Raw genomic sequence first — 15,629 nt, 5'->3', positions numbered from 1 at the left:
ACACATGAGCGCACAGACCATCGAGAACACCGAGGCCGCCTCGGAACGCCGGGGCGACGAGACCCCGGTCCTGGAGGTCAGGGACCTCCACGTCACCTTCCGGGGGTTCAACGGCAACCCGGACGTGAACGCCGTGCGCGGCGTCAGCTACGCGGTCCGCCGCGGCGAGGTGCTCGGCATCGTCGGCGAGTCCGGCTCGGGCAAGTCCGTGTCGTCCATGGCGGCCATGGGCCTGCTGCCCGACCACGCCGTCATCACCGGCTCGGTCAAGCTGCACGGCGAGGAGATCCTGGGCCTGGACGACCGCGAGATGGCCACCCGCCGCGGCAAGGTCATCTCCATGGTGTTCCAGGACCCGCTGTCGGGCCTGACCCCCGTCTACACCGTGGGCGACCAGCTGTCCGAGGCCGTCCTGGTCCACAACCCCAAGGCGTCCAAGGAGGAGGCCCGCAAGCGGGCCGTCCACCTGCTGGACCTGGTCGGCATCCCCAACCCCGAGGGCCGCTACCGCTCGTTCCCGCACGAGTTCTCCGGCGGTATGCGCCAGCGCGTCATGATCGCCATGGCGATGGCCAACGACCCCGACGTCATCATCTGCGACGAGCCCACCACCGCCCTGGACGTCACCATCCAGGCGCAGATCCTGGACCTGCTGCGCACCGCCCGAGAGGAGACCGGCGCGGCGATCGTCATGATCACCCACGACCTCGGCGTCGTCGCCGGGTTCGTCGACCGGGTGCTCGTCATGTACGCGGGCCGCCCCGTCGAGATGGGCACCGTCGACGAGATCTACTACGGCAGCCGCATGCCCTACACCATGGGCCTGCTCGGCGCCGTGCCCCGCATGGACCTGGAGCGCCAGGGCGCCCTCGTCCCCATCAAGGGGACCCCGCCCTCGCTGACCGCGCTGCCGCCCGGCTGCCCCTTCGCGCCGCGCTGCCCCATCGCCGAGCCCGAGTGCTCGCTGGCCGAACCCGACCTGCTCCCGGTGGGCGAGCAGCCCTCCGAGGCGCAGATCCGGGCCGCCCAGGAGGCGGGCGCCCCCGCCGAGGCCGCCGCCGTCGGCGACACGGGCGTCCAGCGGGTGGCCTGCATCCGCTCCGGCGAGATCGCCGAGAACGGCTGGACCGCCCAGGACATCTACCCCATCCCGGAGATCCCCGAGGTCCCCGCCGCCGCGGTGCGCCGCGAGGACCGGACCGAGATGCTGCGGGTCGAGTCGCTGATCAAGCACCACCCGCTCACCAAGGGCGCTGTGTTCAAGCGCCGGGTCGGCACCGTCTACGCGGTCGACGGCATCGACTTCGACATCCGCGAGGGCGAGACCCTGGCCCTGGTCGGCGAATCCGGATGCGGCAAGTCCACCACCCTTCTGGAGATCATGGGGCTGGAGAAGCCGCAGGGCGGCTCCGTCACCGTGATGGGGCGTGAGACCTCCAAGATCAGCGGCGCCGACCGGTTCGCCCTCCGCCGCGACATGCAGATCGTGTTCCAGGACCCGATGAGCTCGCTGGACCCGCGCATGCCGGTCTTCGACATCATCGCCGAGCCGCTGCGTACCCACCGGTACAGCGAGGCCGACACCACCGCCCGCGTCTACGAGCTGCTGGATCTGGTCGGCCTCAACGTCGAGCACGCCACCCGGTACCCCTCGGAGTTCTCCGGAGGCCAGCGCCAGCGCATCGGCATCGCCCGCGCCCTGGCCCTGGAGCCCAAGCTCCTGGTGCTCGACGAGCCGGTGTCCGCCCTGGACGTGTCCATCCAGGCGGGTGTGGTCAACCTCCTGGAGGAGCTCCAGGCCCGGCTGGGCCTGTCGTACCTCTTCGTCGCGCACGACCTGTCCGTGGTCCGGCACATCGCCGACCGCGTGGCCGTCATGTACCTGGGCCGGATCGTCGAGATCGGCGACACCGAATCGGTGTACACCCGGCCCGCCCACCCCTACACCCAGGCGCTGCTGTCCGCGATCCCCATCCCCGACCCGGAGAAGGAGCGCGCGCGCACGCACATCGTCTTGGACGGCGACCTGCCCAGCCCCGCCAACCCGCCATCGGGTTGCAGGTTCCGGACCAGGTGCCAGAAGTTCATCACCCTCTCCGAACCCGAACAGGAGCGGTGCATGAGCGTCGAACCGGCCCTGGAGGCCACCAACGGTGGCGACCAGGCGACCGCCTGCCACTTCGCGGAGCGGCAGACGGTCCTGTAGATCCCGGACGGTTCGACACGGCACGGAACCGACGCCGCCCCGCGCGTCGGTCTCTCATCCCCATAGGAGGAATCCCCATGCGAATCGGGAAGGCGCGTTATCTCGCCCCCGTCGCGGCCCTGGTCGTTGCGGCCAGCGCCTGCAGCAGCGGCGACGAGCAGTCGCCCGAGGAGGCCCAGCAGGAGAACGCCTCCCTCGAGGCCGTCGACCTGAACCCGGCGGCCCGCGAGGACCTGCAGGAGGGCGGCCAGTTCGTCTGGGCCCTCAGCGAGTACGAGGACCAGTACAACATGGTCCACATCCAGGGCAACAAGGGCGACGTCCGCCGCGTCATGGGCGCCCTGATGCCCTCGATCACGCGCTTCCAGCCCGACGGCTCCTACGAGCCGCGCAAGGAGTACGTGCTCGAGTACGGGGTCAGCGAGGACGGCCTGACGGTCGACTTCACCCTCAACCCCGAGGCCACCTGGTCCACCGGCGAGCCGGTGACCTGGGAGGACTACGCCGCCACGGTCGCCGCCTACAAGGGCGAGCCCGAGGGCGACTTCGAGGTCGGCGGCGGCGAGAGCTACCAGTACATCGAGGAGGTCGTCGAGGGCGAGGACGAGTTCTCCTTCAGCCTGGAGTTCTCCCAGCCCTACTCCGACTGGCCCGCCCTCTTCGACATCGTGTACCCCAAGGAGTACATGGAGGACGAGGAGCTGTTCGCCGAGGGCTACACCGCGGGCGAGGAGTTCGTCACCGCGGGCCCGTTCGCGAACCCCGAGTTCGACGAGGTCACCCAGCGCATCACCGTCAGCCGCAACGAGGACTGGTGGGGCGACCCCGCCCTGCTCGACGAGATCGTCTTCGTGAACGTGGCGATCGACGGCCAGGCCACCGCGTTCAACAACGGTGAGATCGACGGCTTCTACCTCGGCTACGACTCCGCGGGCTACCAGCTCCTCGAGGGCAAGGAGGGCGCGTACTTCACCCGCGCCGTCAACAACGGCCACCGCTTCGTCTCGGTGAACGCCGGCAGCGAGATCCTGGCCGACAAGAACGTCCGCCACGCCCTCGCCATGGGCATCAACCGCGACACCCTCGCCGAGGTCGCCCTGAGCCCGGTCGACTGGCCCATCACCGGTGAGGTCAACCGCCTCCTGCGCTCCAGCCAGCACGGCTACCAGGACAACAGCGGCGAGCTGGGCGAGTACAACCCGGAGCGGGCCGGCGAGCTGCTCGACGAGGCGGGCTGGACCCTGGAGGAGGGTGCGGAGTTCCGCACCAACGCCGACGGCGAGACCCTGACCCTCAGCTACGTCGCCTCCGACGACATGCAGCTGGCCAAGGACGAGGCCGACATCACCCGCGAGATGCTCGCGGAGATCGGCATCGAGGTCGACGTCCAGCACGTGCCGGGCAACGCCCTGTTCTCGGACTACATCATCCCGGGCAACTACGAGCTGGCCGCGTTCGTGCTCACCGGCACCAACCCGTACCCGACCGACAGCGCCGGCAACTACGGCGGCCCGTACGAGGAGGGTCCGGAGTGGGGTAACAACACCAGCTTCCACTCCACCCCGGAGATCAACGACCTCTTCGAGGAGCTGGCCCAGGAGACCGACCCCGACCGGTACGCCGAGATCGCCAACCAGATCGACGCCGCCATCTGGGACGAGGTGCTGACCATCCCGATGTTCGAGCGCCCCGGCCAGTACGTCCTCAAGGACAACCTCCACAACTGGGGTGAGTACGGCCTGACCGGCGACTACGTCTACGAGAACATCGGCTGGGCCGCGGAGTAGCCCTCCCTCTGTGAGAAACGAGCACGGGCGGCCCTGACCCGCCGCCGGTGAACGTCCTCCGGGCGCCGACCCCCTCGCGGGGCCGGCGCCCTCCTGTGTTCCGGGGCCCGTGCGGGCCGGGTTGGGACCGCGGCCCGTGCTGTGGCAAGGTGTGGATCGGATCCCCCCTCCACCCCCCGCCCCGCTCGCTGGAAAGCTCCCCATGACCGCACGTTCGCTCCTCGCCGTCGCGACGGCCCTGGCGCTCGGCGCCGCCCTGGCCGCCTGTTCCGGCGGGGAGGACCCCGCTCCCGCACCCGCCTCCGAGCCCGCCCAGGCCGGGGCGGCCTCCCCGGCGCCCGACACGGGCGACGAGAGCGCGGGTCCCTCGGCCCCGGCCTCCGACGACGGGGCGGCCGCCCCCGTCGGCTGGGCCGCCCAGCCGCTGGAACGGGACGGCGAGGAGTTCCCCGCGGTCACCGGCGGCGCCGCCGGCGAGACCGTCACCGCCACCGGCGCCGACGAGCTCGCCCGGCACCTGAGCGCCGAGGAGCCGCTCGTGATCGAGGTCTCGGGCGGTATCGACCTGGACGGGACCGTCGAGATCGGCTCCGACAAGACCCTCGTCGCCGCCGCGGGCGAGGGTGCCGAGCTGACCGGGGGGCGCCTGGCCGTGGACGGGGCCGCCAACGTCATCGTCAGCGGCCTGACCCTGGACACCGACGGCACCGCGGTGTCGGTGAGCGGCGGAGCCCACCACGTGTGGATCGACGGCAACACCCTGCGGGACGGCGGCGGCGACCCGCTCGTGTCCGTCACCGGCGGCGCCGACCACGTGACCGTCTCCCGCAACCACTTCCGCGACGCCGACGCGGCGCTGAGCATCGGCGGCCGCGAGGAGGAGCCGGGGGCGCTGCGGGTCAGCGTCCACCACAACCTCTTCGACGGCACCGAGACCCGCAGCCCCCGGGTCCGCGGCGGCGAGGTGCACGTGTTCAACAACCTGTACCGGGGCGACGCCGAGTACGGCGTGGAGTCGGGGTACGGCGCCGCCGTCCTGGTCGAGGGCAACTACTTCGACGGCTTCGGGATCTCCGTCCGGATCGACCCGGAGGAGCCCGGCGCCACCCTCACCCGCGACAACCTCCTGGTGGACACCGCCCAGCCCGAGCTCTTCGGCTCGGTCGACGACCCTCCCTACGCCTACGAGCTCGACGACACCGCCGACGTCCCCGACATCGTCTCCGCCACCGCCGGCGCCCCCCACTGACCCGCGCCGCCCACGTGAGCGCGCCCCGGCCCTGAGCAACGGCCCCGCCGCCGTATCCGTCTCCACCACCCGCCGTCGGCGCCCGGGACCGGCGCGGCGCCCGCCAGGAGGCGCCCGGGGACCGGCCTCTAACGGTCGGTCCGCTCTCGTGCGCATCGGGTGGACCCGTCCACCCCGGGGTGCGGCCCCGGCATGCCGTCTCGGCCGCACCGCCGCTGGGCGGCGGCCGGCCCGCCCTCGTCCACATCAGGTGGCCCCACCCGGTCCGGCCACGGCGCCCCGGGGCGCGGATCCGGCATGCCGTCTCGGCCGCACCGCCGGTGGGCGCCCCCCGGCCCGCCCTCGTCCACATCAGGTGGGCCCACCCGGTCCGGCCACGGCGCCCCGGCTCGTCGCCTGCGGGCGATGGCCGGCCCGCCGTCGGCGTGAACGGGGCCCGCCCGGGTCCCCCCCCGTGGCCCTGGCATGGAACCCCGGGGCCGCCGTCGTCGCTGACCGGCAGAGGAAGGGCCCGGGGCCCGGCCCCTAGCGGTCGGTCCGCTCTCGTGCGCATCGGGTGGGCCCATCCGGTCCGGCCACGGCGCCCCCGGCCCGCCGTCGGCGTGGACGGGGCCCGCCCGGGTCCCCCCGTGGCCCTGGCACGGCGCTCCGAGACCGCCGTCCCTCGGCGGTGCCCGGACGGGCGGGGCCCGGCGGGCCCGCGGGCGGGCCGGGCCGGGCTCCGGCGAGGCCTCAGGCGGGCGGGGGGCCGTACTCGTAGAGCTCCTCCAGGCCGGTCGAGGTGCCGTAGGCCAGGCGCAGGGGGTCCCCCTCGGGCGTGAGCCACAGGGTGAACGGCACCCCCTCCAGCGACTCCAGGGTGTTGGTCCCGGTCCCGGAGTCGTAGCCGCCGACCCACGCGGTGAACGTCCCCTCGTAGCGCAGGGCGGTGACGTCGCCCGCACCGGTGTCGAGCTCCTCCCGGGACGCGAGTTCCAGGTCCTCGGAGGACTCGGCGATCTCGCGCAGCTTGGCCGAGCCGAACATCGCCGAGCACAGGTACCGGTCCGCCTCGGAGGGTTCCTCCGGGATCTGCAGCCCGTGCCCCGCCGTGGTGATCGGCACCCCGTCCCCCAGGTCGTAGTGGTACACCTCCGGGCCGTCCGCGTAGGCGAAGGACAGCTCGAACCGCGGGTTCCCGGACAGGTCGTAGGACGCGGTGCCCTCGCCCACCGGCCGCCCCTCCCGGAGCCGGGTGAAGGTCAGCGCGTAGGAGTCGGCCGCCTCCATCCGCTCGGCGGCGTCCAGCACGAACGCCGCGGCGTCCTCGGGGGAGGGCCGTTCGGGTTCGGGCTCCTTGAGGACCACCCGGGCCACCCACCAGCCGCTGGCGACCACGGCCAGGCACACGGCGAGGATCGCCAGGGTCATCGGCCACCCGGGCCGCCCGACCGGGGCGGCCGACTCGTCCTCGGGCGCGGTGTCGGGCAACGACGACATCGACGACACGGCCTCGACCTCGATTCTGCGGTTCACGCGACCACGCGCGGATCGCGGGGGGTACGGGGGGTCGCCGCCCGGGGTGTCCGGACGACATCGCGGTGTTGTGCGTGCCCAAGGTACGACGCGGTGACGCAGCGTTCTGTTCGAGGATCGCGTACACGCGATCACCACCCGTGCCCACGAACCTCAGGACCCAGTCCCCGGCGGGGGAGTCCAGGGCCTGTTCCAGGAACCCGAACGTCTCGGTCCGCGCCAGCCGGCGCAGCACCTCCTCCGCGGCGTGCTCCCACAGCAGCCGGACGGCGATCCGTGCGGCCGGCACCTCCGAGAAGGAGCGGCTGGAGAAGAGCTCGTACAGCTCCTCCGCCTCCAGCCGCAGCACGGTCGCCTCCAGCACCTCCGAGTCCAGCAGCGCCAGCACGGCCAGGGCGCAGTCCACCCTGCCCACCGGGTCTGGGCGCGGCAGTCCGCGCCCGCAGCGCAGCAGCACGTCCGCCGCGGCCACCGGGTCCAGGGTCCAGGCCGGGGCCGGGTCGGGGCCCTGCACCACCCGGTCCAGCGACCGCTCCACCCCCTCCCAGGCCGGTCGGGCGGGGAGCACCGCGACGACCAGTACCGCCACCAGTGCCAGCACGGCCGCGTACTCCGCCAGTGCGTGTCCGCGGTCCACGGCGCCCCCTCACCGCAGCCGGGGCGGCCGGCGCTCGAAGCCCCGGATGCGCCGCCGGATCCGCTCCCGCTCCCCGTGCGGGCACTCCCAGCCCCGGGCGGACAGCTCGTCGCGGATCCGGGTCAGCAGCTTCGGGGCGTGGCACTGGAGCATGTGGATCGTCACCGGCACGACCTGCCAGTCCGCCGTGCGCATCAGCGTGTACCGGGCCCGGTCGCGGCGCTCCATCCGCGGGCCGGTGTGGTGCAGCAGGCTGTCGTACTCCACCGCCAGCCGGTACCGGGGCCACCCCAGGTCGGCGTGGAGCGTCCGGTGGTGCACCCGGACCGGGCACTGCGCCTGCGGCGGGGGCAGGCCCGCCTGCAGGATCACCGCGCGCAGCCACGACTCGGCGGGGGACTGGCTCAGGGGCGACGCGTAGCCCACCGCCGTGCGCAGCCGCCGGAAGTGCGCCTCGGTGAACAGGTGCCGGTACCCCAGGACCCGTTCCGGATCGGCCAGCCCCCGGGAGAGGAAGGCGTCGATGCGCGCGGTCGCCATCGGCACCGACGGGGCCCGGGCGGTGATCTCGGCGGCGGTGCGCGCCGCGGAGGTGACGGGGATCCCCTCCACCACCACCCGGTCGGCGGCCGGCACCACCTCCCGGCGCACCGCCACCGGCAGGCCCCGCAGTGGTGTGCCCGGCGGCAGCGCCACCCGGGGCGGTGACCGGGTGACGTGCTCCTCGGGGCCGGTCAGGTCGACGCCCCACAGGTAGGCGGCGGTCAGGTCGCGCACCACCGCGTCCGGAGACAGCACGGGCACGATCGGCCGCAGTGTCCGCAGCAGCAGCTCCCGGTCCGGCAGGGGCTCGTGCGTCGACGCGGGGGGACTCTCGGTGTCCAGGGGGTCACGGGTCATGGATCCAGGTTCGGTGCGGGCCCGGGCCCGGACAAGCCCTTCTCCGAACCTGTGGACAACCCTCGCGCGCCGCTACCGCATGTTCCCCGGCCCCGCCGCCAGGTGGATGTGGTCCACGTGGTCCTGGGTGAGGTTCCCGGTGTCCTGGTGGAAGCGCCGCACCTCCATCCAGGGGCCCACCGGGTCCCCCCTGGTCGCGTTCCAGATGTGGTGGTCGTAGATCAGGCCCTTGACGCCCAGCCGGTGGGCGTTCTGGATGATCCAGTCGATCACGCCCACCGCGCTGTCGTGCATCTGCGGTGTGGGGACGGTCCCGATGGGCGCCATCATGTAGTCCACCGCCATGCCGTAGCCGTGGTCGCTGGTGGGCTCGCTGCGGTAGCCGCCCGCGGTCAGGTAGAACCCGCCGAACTCCGCCTGGAGGGTCTCGTGCACCTGGCACATGGTCGGGTGCAGCTGCCCCAGCGAGGCGCAGTCGACGATCGCCCCGGCGCCGAACACCACCCGGCTCGGGTCGAACTCGTAGCGCCCCTCCTGGTCGACCAGGTGCACGCTCACCACCCGGCGGGCCTGGTCCAGGCTGGTGACCTCGGCGCCCGAGCAGTAGATCCCGCCGTCGTCGCGCCCGCACTCGGGGAACTCCGCGATCGCGATCGCCGCGGCCGTCCCCACCCGCGTGCTCCCGTCCTCCTCGCCGTCGCACGTCACGTCGCCCCAGTGCCGTGAGCCGTCCTCCTCCAGCTCCTTCTGGCAGATGGCCCCGCGCACCTCGACCCGCACGATGTTGCCGTTGCGGCCCATGACGTTGTCGCTGGCCCGGAGATCGGTGACCACCGCGTCGTTGGCGCGGGCGTACTCCTCGGCGCGCTCCCGGGCGACCTCCTCGTCGAACAGGGGCATGGGGAAGCGCCCCTCCACCAGGTCCTCGGCCGCCGACTCCTGCAGGGCGCTCACCGCGGCCAGCGCGGCGGCGTCCGCGGCCGTCTGCACCCGCGAACGCTGGTCCCCGGCCGCCCCCACGCGCACGAACAGCAGCGTCAGCGCGAGCAGGGCCAGGGTCAGCCCGAACAGGAGCAGGATGTTGGCCTGCCCGTCGTCGCGGTGACCGAGCAGGTGGCGTCGTCGGGGGGCGGGGGTCGGCGATCCCATGCTGTCGTCCGAGGGGTGAAGGGGGCGGGCGGGGAAGGCCGCGAATGGCACGGGGTGAGCACCCGACCACGTTGGGGCCACCGGGCGCAGCCTACCCCGAGGCCCCGGCGATCGGTAGGGGGCCGGGGTTCCCTGTGGAAGGGCGGCCCGTGGCCGGGTGCGGTCGCCGGGGTGCGTCCGCCCGGGAACACGGGAAGGGTGTGTTCGGCATCGTTTCCGTGACACACCCGGCTTTCCAGCGCGTGTGTCCGACAAAAACCGACTCCAGCGGAGAGGATGGACGCTGTCCGACACATTCCGTATCAGCAGATCCACCGCCCGGCCGGCGGTGGCCCGGTGACCAGAAGGCGAGAGTATGAATCCCCGTACTCCGATGACAGCGGTAGAGCAGGACCGGTCCCTGCGCCGGATCGGGTCGGCGCTCCTGGAGGCCGCCCCGCAGGACTGGATCAAACTCCGCCTGGTGTACGCGGGCCTGGTCGACTGCGAGTCCATCCACCTGGAGGCCCTGCTCCCCGACGGCGGCCGTGTCGGCCGGGTCCCGCCCCTGGCGCTGCTCGACGAACTCCGGGAGCTGCGGGCGGGGATGGCCCGCCCCCGCACCGGGACCTGGTACACGGTCTACTACGACCTGGAGCGCCCGGCCCGCTACCGGGTCCGCTACGACCACGACAACGAACCCCACTTCGACGAGCCCCGCGACAACGACAGCTACCTGCTGGACCTGGAGCACTTCCCCCGGGACCGCGCCCACATGCCGGACTGGCTCCTGGAGCGCCTGGAGGGCGACCTGGTCCCGGAGACCGTGTCGCCGTGGATGGCGCTGGCCGCCCCCGGGGCCTCGCGCGAGGGCCGCATCGACCCGGGCGACATGACCCCGGAGGAGATGATGGACACCGTCCAGGAGATCGCCGACCGCACCGTCGCGGCGGTCTGGGGCGAGTGGAGGCAGATCGTCATCGACCACAAGGCGCTGGTCGGCGTGGCCTCCACCCGGGTGGAGGTCGCCCGCGAGGACGGCCGCGAGTGGGACCTGCTGCCGCCGGAGGCGGCCCGGCTGCTGGACCGGCTGCGCACCGGCATGTACCAGCCGGGCAAGGGCACCTGGTTCACCGCCAGGCTCACCGTCAAGGAGTCCCGCGAGATCGGCGTCCACTTCGACCACGGCAACCCGCCGGAGTTCGACGCCGAACCCGACCCCCGCGACTTCTACCGGGACGCGGTGCGCTTCCCCCGCAGCGCCGACCACATGCCCGACTGGCTGCTGGAACGGCTCGGCCGCGCCCAGCGCATGATCCGCACCGCGGACAACGGGGGCGACCCGTTCACCGGAGCCGCCGGTTGATCGCCGACCACAGGTGCACGTCGGCCACGGTGACCTTCAGGTCGCCGTTGGCCAGCGGCGACGCGGTCACCGAGCGCACGTAGGGGCCGTGGTTCCAGCGCCGGGCGGTGTGCCCGAGCACGCTCCCGGCGCCGATCCGGCTCAGCGCCCCGGCCGGGCCGACCAGCAGCCGCACCTGCCAGGTCGCCCGCAGGCCGTCGGTGCCGGTGTACTCGGGGCGGGCCAGCAGGGGCGGCGTCCCGGTCAGCAGGCGGCCCTCCACGTCCAACGGGTACCGCTGCCCGGCGTCGGAGCCCCGCACCACCTCCACCGCCGCCGCGACCCCCTCGGGCAGGGCGTCAGTGAGCCGGACCGCGAACCGGAGCCGGTCGCCCCGGGCGGTGGCGCGCACCCGCACGTCCTCGACCTCCACGGTGGGCGCCAGCGGCGAGGTCCGCAGCCCCAGCCGGTCGTTGACCGTGTAGTAGGGGCGCACCCGCGACCCCGGCCCGCGGGCGGGGCGCACGTCCTGGGCCGGGTACTCGATGATCTTCTTGTACCCGACGACCCCGGGCAGGTGGCGCCCCACACTGCACTCGGTGCCGTTGGACAGCACCAGCCGCATCTCCCAGGTCTCGGAGTCGCCGTGGCGGCCGCGCACCACCGCCGCCGGGTCGATGACGGCGGTGAACAGGCCGCCGATCGCCACCGGGGACGAGAACTCCCGCAGGGTCCGGGGCGAGTTGCGCAGCCGCACCACCATGCGGGCGCGGGCGTCGGCCTCGTCGTGCCCCAGCACCCGGCCCTGGACGGTGATGAGCCCCTCGGCGACCTCCACGTGCTCGACCTCCGCGTGGTGGGCCGACCGGCGCACATGCAGCAGCAGGCCGCCCTTGGCCGAGCGGGTCGGGATCACCAGGGACAGCTCCGGCGTCCGCTTGGGCGCCAACGGGTAGCCCTGCTGGTGGATCTCCAGGTCCCGCACCGGGGTGATGGCGTCGCCGTCGACCCGGGTCACCTCCCAGGTGACGGCGGCCAGCCGCTCCCTGGCCGGGTCCACCACCACCTGCCCCCGCCAGTCCGGGGCCAGGGTGACGCGCTGCCCGGGGCGCACCAGCTCGACCAGGTCGGGCGGGTCGGTGAACGACAGCGTCACCAGCCCGTCGCCGCCGGCGCGCACCCGGCAGGAGACGGGGGGCTCGGTGCGCGGCGCCGGGACCGGGACCGGGGGAGCGACGTCGGAGGCGGTCAGCGGCGTCCCGGCCAGGTCGGAGAACAGGCCCTCGTGCAGGCGCACCACGTTCGCCGGGTCGAACCGCTCGGAGTCGGCCAGCGCCGCCGCCGACATGCGCTGCCGCAGCCGGTCGTCGGCCATGAGCCGGGACATGCCCTCGGCGATGCCCTGCACGGACTTGTTGGGCACCAGGAAGCCGTCCTCCTGGTCGCGGATGATGGAGGCTGGCCCGTGCGGGCAGTCGGTGCTCACCACCGGCAGGCCCGAGCGCATCGCCTCCACGATGGTCATCCCGAACGGCTCCTCGCTGGAGGTCACCGCGGCGAACGCCCCCTGCGCCCACGCCTCCTCCACGTGCGTGTGCGGGCCCATGAGCCACACCCGGTCGTGCAGCCCCAGGGAGCCGACCAGCCGGGCCAGCGTCTTGCGCCGGTCGCCGCGGCCGTAGATGCGCAGCGTCCAGTCGGGGTACTCCTCGGCCAGCGACGCGAACGCCTTCACCAGCAGGTCGTGCCGCTTGCTGGGTGCCAGCCGCCCGGCGGAGACGATGGTGCGGCTGTTGTGCCCGTTGGTGGTGAACGGCGGGGCCGGGACCGAGTTGGGGATGGACAGCACCCGCACGCCCGGCAGCGGCATGTTCCGGGCGTAGGTGCGGGCGTCGGCCTCGGTGACGGTCACGAAGGCGTCCAGGCCCGGATACTCCTCGGCCATGACGCGTCGCAGCGATCCGGAGTGCTGCTCGTAGGTGAGGTGCTCCTGCCCGACCTTGACCACGCGGTCGGGGGCGCACCGGGCGATGACGACGTTGAGCCCGGGCCGGGTGCCGACGACGACGTCGGCGTCGGTGGTGGACAGGTACTGCTCGAGCCGGTCGTCGGTGAGCCTGCTGTGGGTCGAGCCCCGGGAGTCCTCGGGCGGGAAGAGGACGGGGGGAAGGCCGGCCCGTTCCGACCCCTCGTACAGCGGCCGGCCGCCCACCCCGGTGGAACCGTCGTGGTCGCGCACGTCGACGAGCGGGCGCAGGGCCACCCCCGGGGGCACGGGCAGGGCGGGCTCGTCGCGGTGGCGGAACACCGAGACGATCTCCACCTCGTGCCGGGCGGCCAGGGCCGCCGCCTGGTTGGCGACGGTACGGATGGTGCCACCGATGCCGTACATGTCGTTGATCAGATAAGCGATCTTCACCTGGCCCCCGTGTTCTCGGGGCCGGTCCGCGCCCCCGCACGGACCGGTCCCGGTCGTCGCCCACCCGTACCGGACGCCCCGCCGCCGAGGCGGGCGGAGCGGTGCGGGAATGAACAGGCTAAGAGCGGCGGCCACCCCCGACGTGCGGTCCTGTGAACTCCTGCCGGAAGGTTTGCCACGGTATGTCGGTGTTTTGCACGCTGTTCACAGGGCCGCCGGCGCGGGTCCGCAGGACACGGAGGGCGGCCCCGGGGCCGCTCCGGGCCCGTGCCGCCGCTCCGGCCCGCGCTCGTCCGCCGCGGACCCGTATCCGTCGGGACTGCCCCCGGAGCACGGTGACCTAACCTGGTCCGCGCACCCCCGTCGTACGAAGGACCGGCCCATGCCCGAACGCCCCTCGCCCGTCGCCACCGTCCGCCTGGCCCACAGCAGGCGCCGGAACCACACCGGTCAGTCGGTGACCGTCAAGGTGCGGCGCCCGGCCACGGGGGCGGTGATCCACCCGGTGGTCTGCCCGACCTGCGAGGAGGAGTTCACCGTCGAGGTCCACAGCCTGGAGTCGATCAGGGACCGCGTGCGCCCCAGGCGCCTGGTGCGGGGCGGCGCGCTGCTCGCCCTGGCGGTCGCGCTCCTGGCCGCCGCCGTGGCGGCCTACCCGAACATCTCGCTGACCTACTCCTGGGCGGGGGTCGCCGTCTTCCTCGCGGTCGTGGCGGTGGTCCACCTGGCGGGCACCCGCCATGACCAGGGCCTGGGCACCCTGCGCAGGGCCGCGGACGACCGCGCCCTGCCCCTGGCCGGCTTCGCCGGGCACTTCCTCTTCTGACCCGAGCGCCGGCCCGGGCCGGCCGATGGCGGGCGGCCGGGACCCGGGGCGCGTGCGCGGTGCCGCCCGTGCCTCCGGGGTCCGTACCGGGCCCCGCGGGCCCCTCGTCGGCCCACCGGGGCCGTTCGCCGCGCAGGCGCCCTCGGGGAGGACGGACCCCGCGGCGAGGGCCCGCCGTGCGCGCTCAGCCCGCCGCGGCGCCGGTCCGCGCCTCCGGGCGCAGCGCCGCGACGGCCCTCCGGTGCCGGGCGAGCCGCGCCAGCTCGTCGTCCATGCGCTCCAGCTCCCGTGCCAGCAGCGGGTCCAGGCAGGGCTCCACGTCGCCCCCGCCGCCGCACGCGCACTCCAGAACAGTGCGGATGACCTTGGTGCCCAGCCCCGCCTCCAACAGGCGGCGGATCCGGTGCACCGTCTCCACGTCACCGGGCTCGTACACCCGCTGGCCCGCCGCCGTGCGCCGCGGCGCCAGCAGCCCCTGCTCCTCGTAGTACCGGAGCAGCCGCACGCCGACACCCGTCCGCGCGGCCAGGTCCCCGATCCGCATTCCGGTGATCCGTGCCACGTCCCCTTGCCCCTCTCACCGATGTCAGCTCTTAACGTCCTCGCATGACAGAGAACACCACGGGCACCATCGAGCGGAACACCGCCCCCGCGCACTCCCTCTCCACCTCCCGGATCGGCCTGGGGACCATGCGCTTCGCCGACGCCCCGCACCGGCGGTCCGGGGCCACGGCCCCCGTCTGGAGCGCCCCCACCGACCGGGACGACCTCATCGCCCTGCTGCGCCGGGCCCTGGAGCTGGGCATCGACCACTTCGACACCGCCGACGCCTACGCCCTGGGCGAGGGCGAGCGGCTGCTCGGGGAGGCGCTGCGCGGCACGGGCGCCACCATCGCCACCAAGGTCGGCGTCACCCGGCCGGGCCCCGGGGAATGGGTGCCGCTGGGCCACCCCGCCTACCTGCGCCAGCAGGTCGAGGCGAGCCTGCGCCGCCTGGGCACCGACACGATCGACCTGCTCTACCTGCACCGCGTCGACCCGGCCGTCCCGGTCGAGGACCAGGTGGGAGCCCTGGCACAGGCGCAGCGGGAGGGGAAGGCGCGGGCGATCGGGCTGTCGGAGGTGGACGTCGCCACCCTGGAGCGCGCGCACGCGGTCGCCCCGATCTCGGCCGTCCAGAACCTGTACAACCACGCGGCCCGCGACCACGACCCGGTGGTGGACCGCACCGCCGAGCTGGGCATCGCGTTCGTGCCGTTCTTCCCGGTGGCGATGGGGGAGGCGGTGGCCGCCTCGCCGGTGGCGCAGGTCGCCGCCGAGACGGGGGCGAGCCCCGTCCAGGTGCAGCTGGCCTGGCTGCTGCGCCGGGGCGCCCACATCCTGCCGATCCCGGGGACGACCTCGGTCGGCCACCTGGAGGAGAACGCCGTGGCCGCGCGGCTGGAGCTGACCGACGACCAGGTCCGCCGCCTCGACGCCCCGCCGGCGGAGGCGGGCTGACCGCCCGCCACCGCCCGTGCCCCGTGGCCGCTCCCGGCCACGGGGCCGGAGCCCCGGCACCGTCCGTGTCCCCCCTGGCGTCCTAGAGGTGTTGCCGAGGAGAACACGACGGAGGTC

11 protein-coding genes are annotated in these 15,629 nt (G+C 73.8%); 6 read left to right on the top strand and 5 right to left on the bottom strand.

Going from position 1 to position 15,629, the window contains the following annotated elements; all coding sequences use genetic code 11:
• Positions 1–4 precede the first annotated feature (4 nt).
• The 3 genes from KGD84_RS25065 (at position 5) to KGD84_RS25055 (ending at position 5,242) form a co-directional block, all read left to right on the top strand.
• Positions 5–2,206 carry a dipeptide ABC transporter ATP-binding protein gene (locus tag KGD84_RS25065; protein WP_220562821.1) on the top strand — a complete coding sequence of 734 codons (2,202 nt, stop codon included), beginning with the start codon at positions 5–7 and terminating at the stop codon, positions 2,204–2,206.
• Positions 2,207–2,283: 77 nt separating this feature from the next.
• A complete protein-coding gene (locus KGD84_RS25060; protein WP_220562820.1) occupies positions 2,284–3,993 on the top strand; it encodes an ABC transporter family substrate-binding protein in 1,710 nt (569 codons plus the stop codon).
• 202 nt (positions 3,994–4,195) lie between these two features.
• Positions 4,196–5,242 carry a pectate lyase family protein gene (locus KGD84_RS25055; RefSeq protein ID WP_220562819.1) on the top strand — a complete coding sequence of 349 codons (1,047 nt, stop codon included), beginning with the start codon at positions 4,196–4,198 and terminating at the stop codon, positions 5,240–5,242.
• Positions 5,243–5,974: 732 nt separating this feature from the next.
• Here KGD84_RS25055 and KGD84_RS25050 read toward each other — a convergent pair.
• The 3 genes from KGD84_RS25050 to KGD84_RS25040 all read right to left on the bottom strand — a co-directional run bounded on the left by KGD84_RS25050 (position 5,975) and on the right by KGD84_RS25040 (position 9,443).
• Entirely contained in the window at positions 5,975–6,757 is a 783-nt protein-coding gene (locus KGD84_RS25050; RefSeq protein ID WP_220562818.1) for a LolA-like protein, read from the bottom strand.
• Between the two features lie 646 nt (positions 6,758–7,403).
• A complete protein-coding gene (locus KGD84_RS25045) occupies positions 7,404–8,294 on the bottom strand; it encodes a hypothetical protein (protein ID WP_220562817.1) in 891 nt (296 codons plus the stop codon).
• A gap of 72 nt (positions 8,295–8,366) precedes the next feature.
• Positions 8,367–9,443 (bottom strand): VldE C-terminal domain-containing protein, encoded by a 1,077-nt coding sequence (locus KGD84_RS25040; RefSeq protein ID WP_220562816.1) that lies wholly within the window; start codon positions 9,441–9,443, stop codon positions 8,367–8,369.
• A gap of 373 nt (positions 9,444–9,816) precedes the next feature.
• On the opposite strand from KGD84_RS25040, the gene KGD84_RS25035 reads away from it, so the two are divergent.
• A complete protein-coding gene (locus KGD84_RS25035; protein ID WP_220562815.1) occupies positions 9,817–10,788 on the top strand; it encodes a hypothetical protein in 972 nt (323 codons plus the stop codon).
• On the opposite strand, the gene KGD84_RS25030 is transcribed toward KGD84_RS25035, so the two are convergent.
• On the bottom strand, positions 10,769–13,186 hold the full coding sequence (locus KGD84_RS25030; protein WP_220562814.1) for a glycosyltransferase family 4 protein: 2,418 nt from the start codon (positions 13,184–13,186) through the stop codon (positions 10,769–10,771). The two genes, KGD84_RS25035 and KGD84_RS25030, sit on opposite strands and share 20 nt — an antisense overlap.
• Positions 13,187–13,568: 382 nt before the next feature.
• Here KGD84_RS25030 and KGD84_RS25025 point away from each other — a divergent pair, with 382 nt between their 5' ends.
• A complete protein-coding gene (locus KGD84_RS25025; protein WP_220562813.1) occupies positions 13,569–14,012 on the top strand; it encodes a hypothetical protein in 444 nt (147 codons plus the stop codon).
• 184 nt (positions 14,013–14,196) lie between these two features.
• Here the strand turns inward: KGD84_RS25025 and KGD84_RS25020 are convergent, their stop codons facing one another.
• Positions 14,197–14,574: a MerR family transcriptional regulator gene (locus KGD84_RS25020; RefSeq protein WP_338151190.1), complete on the bottom strand. Its 378-nt coding sequence runs from the start codon at positions 14,572–14,574 to the stop codon at positions 14,197–14,199.
• Between the two features lie 44 nt (positions 14,575–14,618).
• On the opposite strand from KGD84_RS25020, the gene KGD84_RS25015 reads away from it, so the two are divergent.
• Positions 14,619–15,512, top strand: coding sequence for an aldo/keto reductase (locus tag KGD84_RS25015; protein ID WP_220562812.1), 894 nt, complete (start codon positions 14,619–14,621; stop codon positions 15,510–15,512).
• The last annotated feature ends 117 nt before the right edge of the window (positions 15,513–15,629 follow it).

Source organism: Nocardiopsis changdeensis, from assembly GCF_018316655.1.
Classification (GTDB): domain Bacteria; phylum Actinomycetota; class Actinomycetes; order Streptosporangiales; family Streptosporangiaceae; genus Nocardiopsis; species Nocardiopsis changdeensis.
Note: the sequence above shows the minus strand (reverse complement) of the source record. Positions and strands in the feature narration are given on the sequence as shown.

What these genes read in the sequence shown, in the direction of transcription:
- KGD84_RS25065 (WP_220562821.1), top strand. Translation starts at nt 5, where the DNA reads ATGAGCGCACAGACCATCGAGAACACCGAGGCCGCCTCGGAACGCCGG.
- KGD84_RS25060 (WP_220562820.1), top strand. Translation starts at nt 2,284, where the DNA reads ATGCGAATCGGGAAGGCGCGTTATCTCGCCCCCGTCGCGGCCCTGGTC.
- KGD84_RS25055 (WP_220562819.1), top strand. Translation starts at nt 4,196, where the DNA reads ATGACCGCACGTTCGCTCCTCGCCGTCGCGACGGCCCTGGCGCTCGGC.
- KGD84_RS25045 (WP_220562817.1), bottom strand. Translation starts at nt 8,294, where the DNA reads ATGACCCGTGACCCCCTGGACACCGAGAGTCCCCCCGCGTCGACGCAC.
- KGD84_RS25040 (WP_220562816.1), bottom strand. Translation starts at nt 9,443, where the DNA reads ATGGGATCGCCGACCCCCGCCCCCCGACGACGCCACCTGCTCGGTCAC.
- KGD84_RS25035 (WP_220562815.1), top strand. Translation starts at nt 9,817, where the DNA reads ATGACAGCGGTAGAGCAGGACCGGTCCCTGCGCCGGATCGGGTCGGCG.
- KGD84_RS25025 (WP_220562813.1), top strand. Translation starts at nt 13,569, where the DNA reads ATGCCCGAACGCCCCTCGCCCGTCGCCACCGTCCGCCTGGCCCACAGC.
- KGD84_RS25015 (WP_220562812.1), top strand. Translation starts at nt 14,619, where the DNA reads ATGACAGAGAACACCACGGGCACCATCGAGCGGAACACCGCCCCCGCG.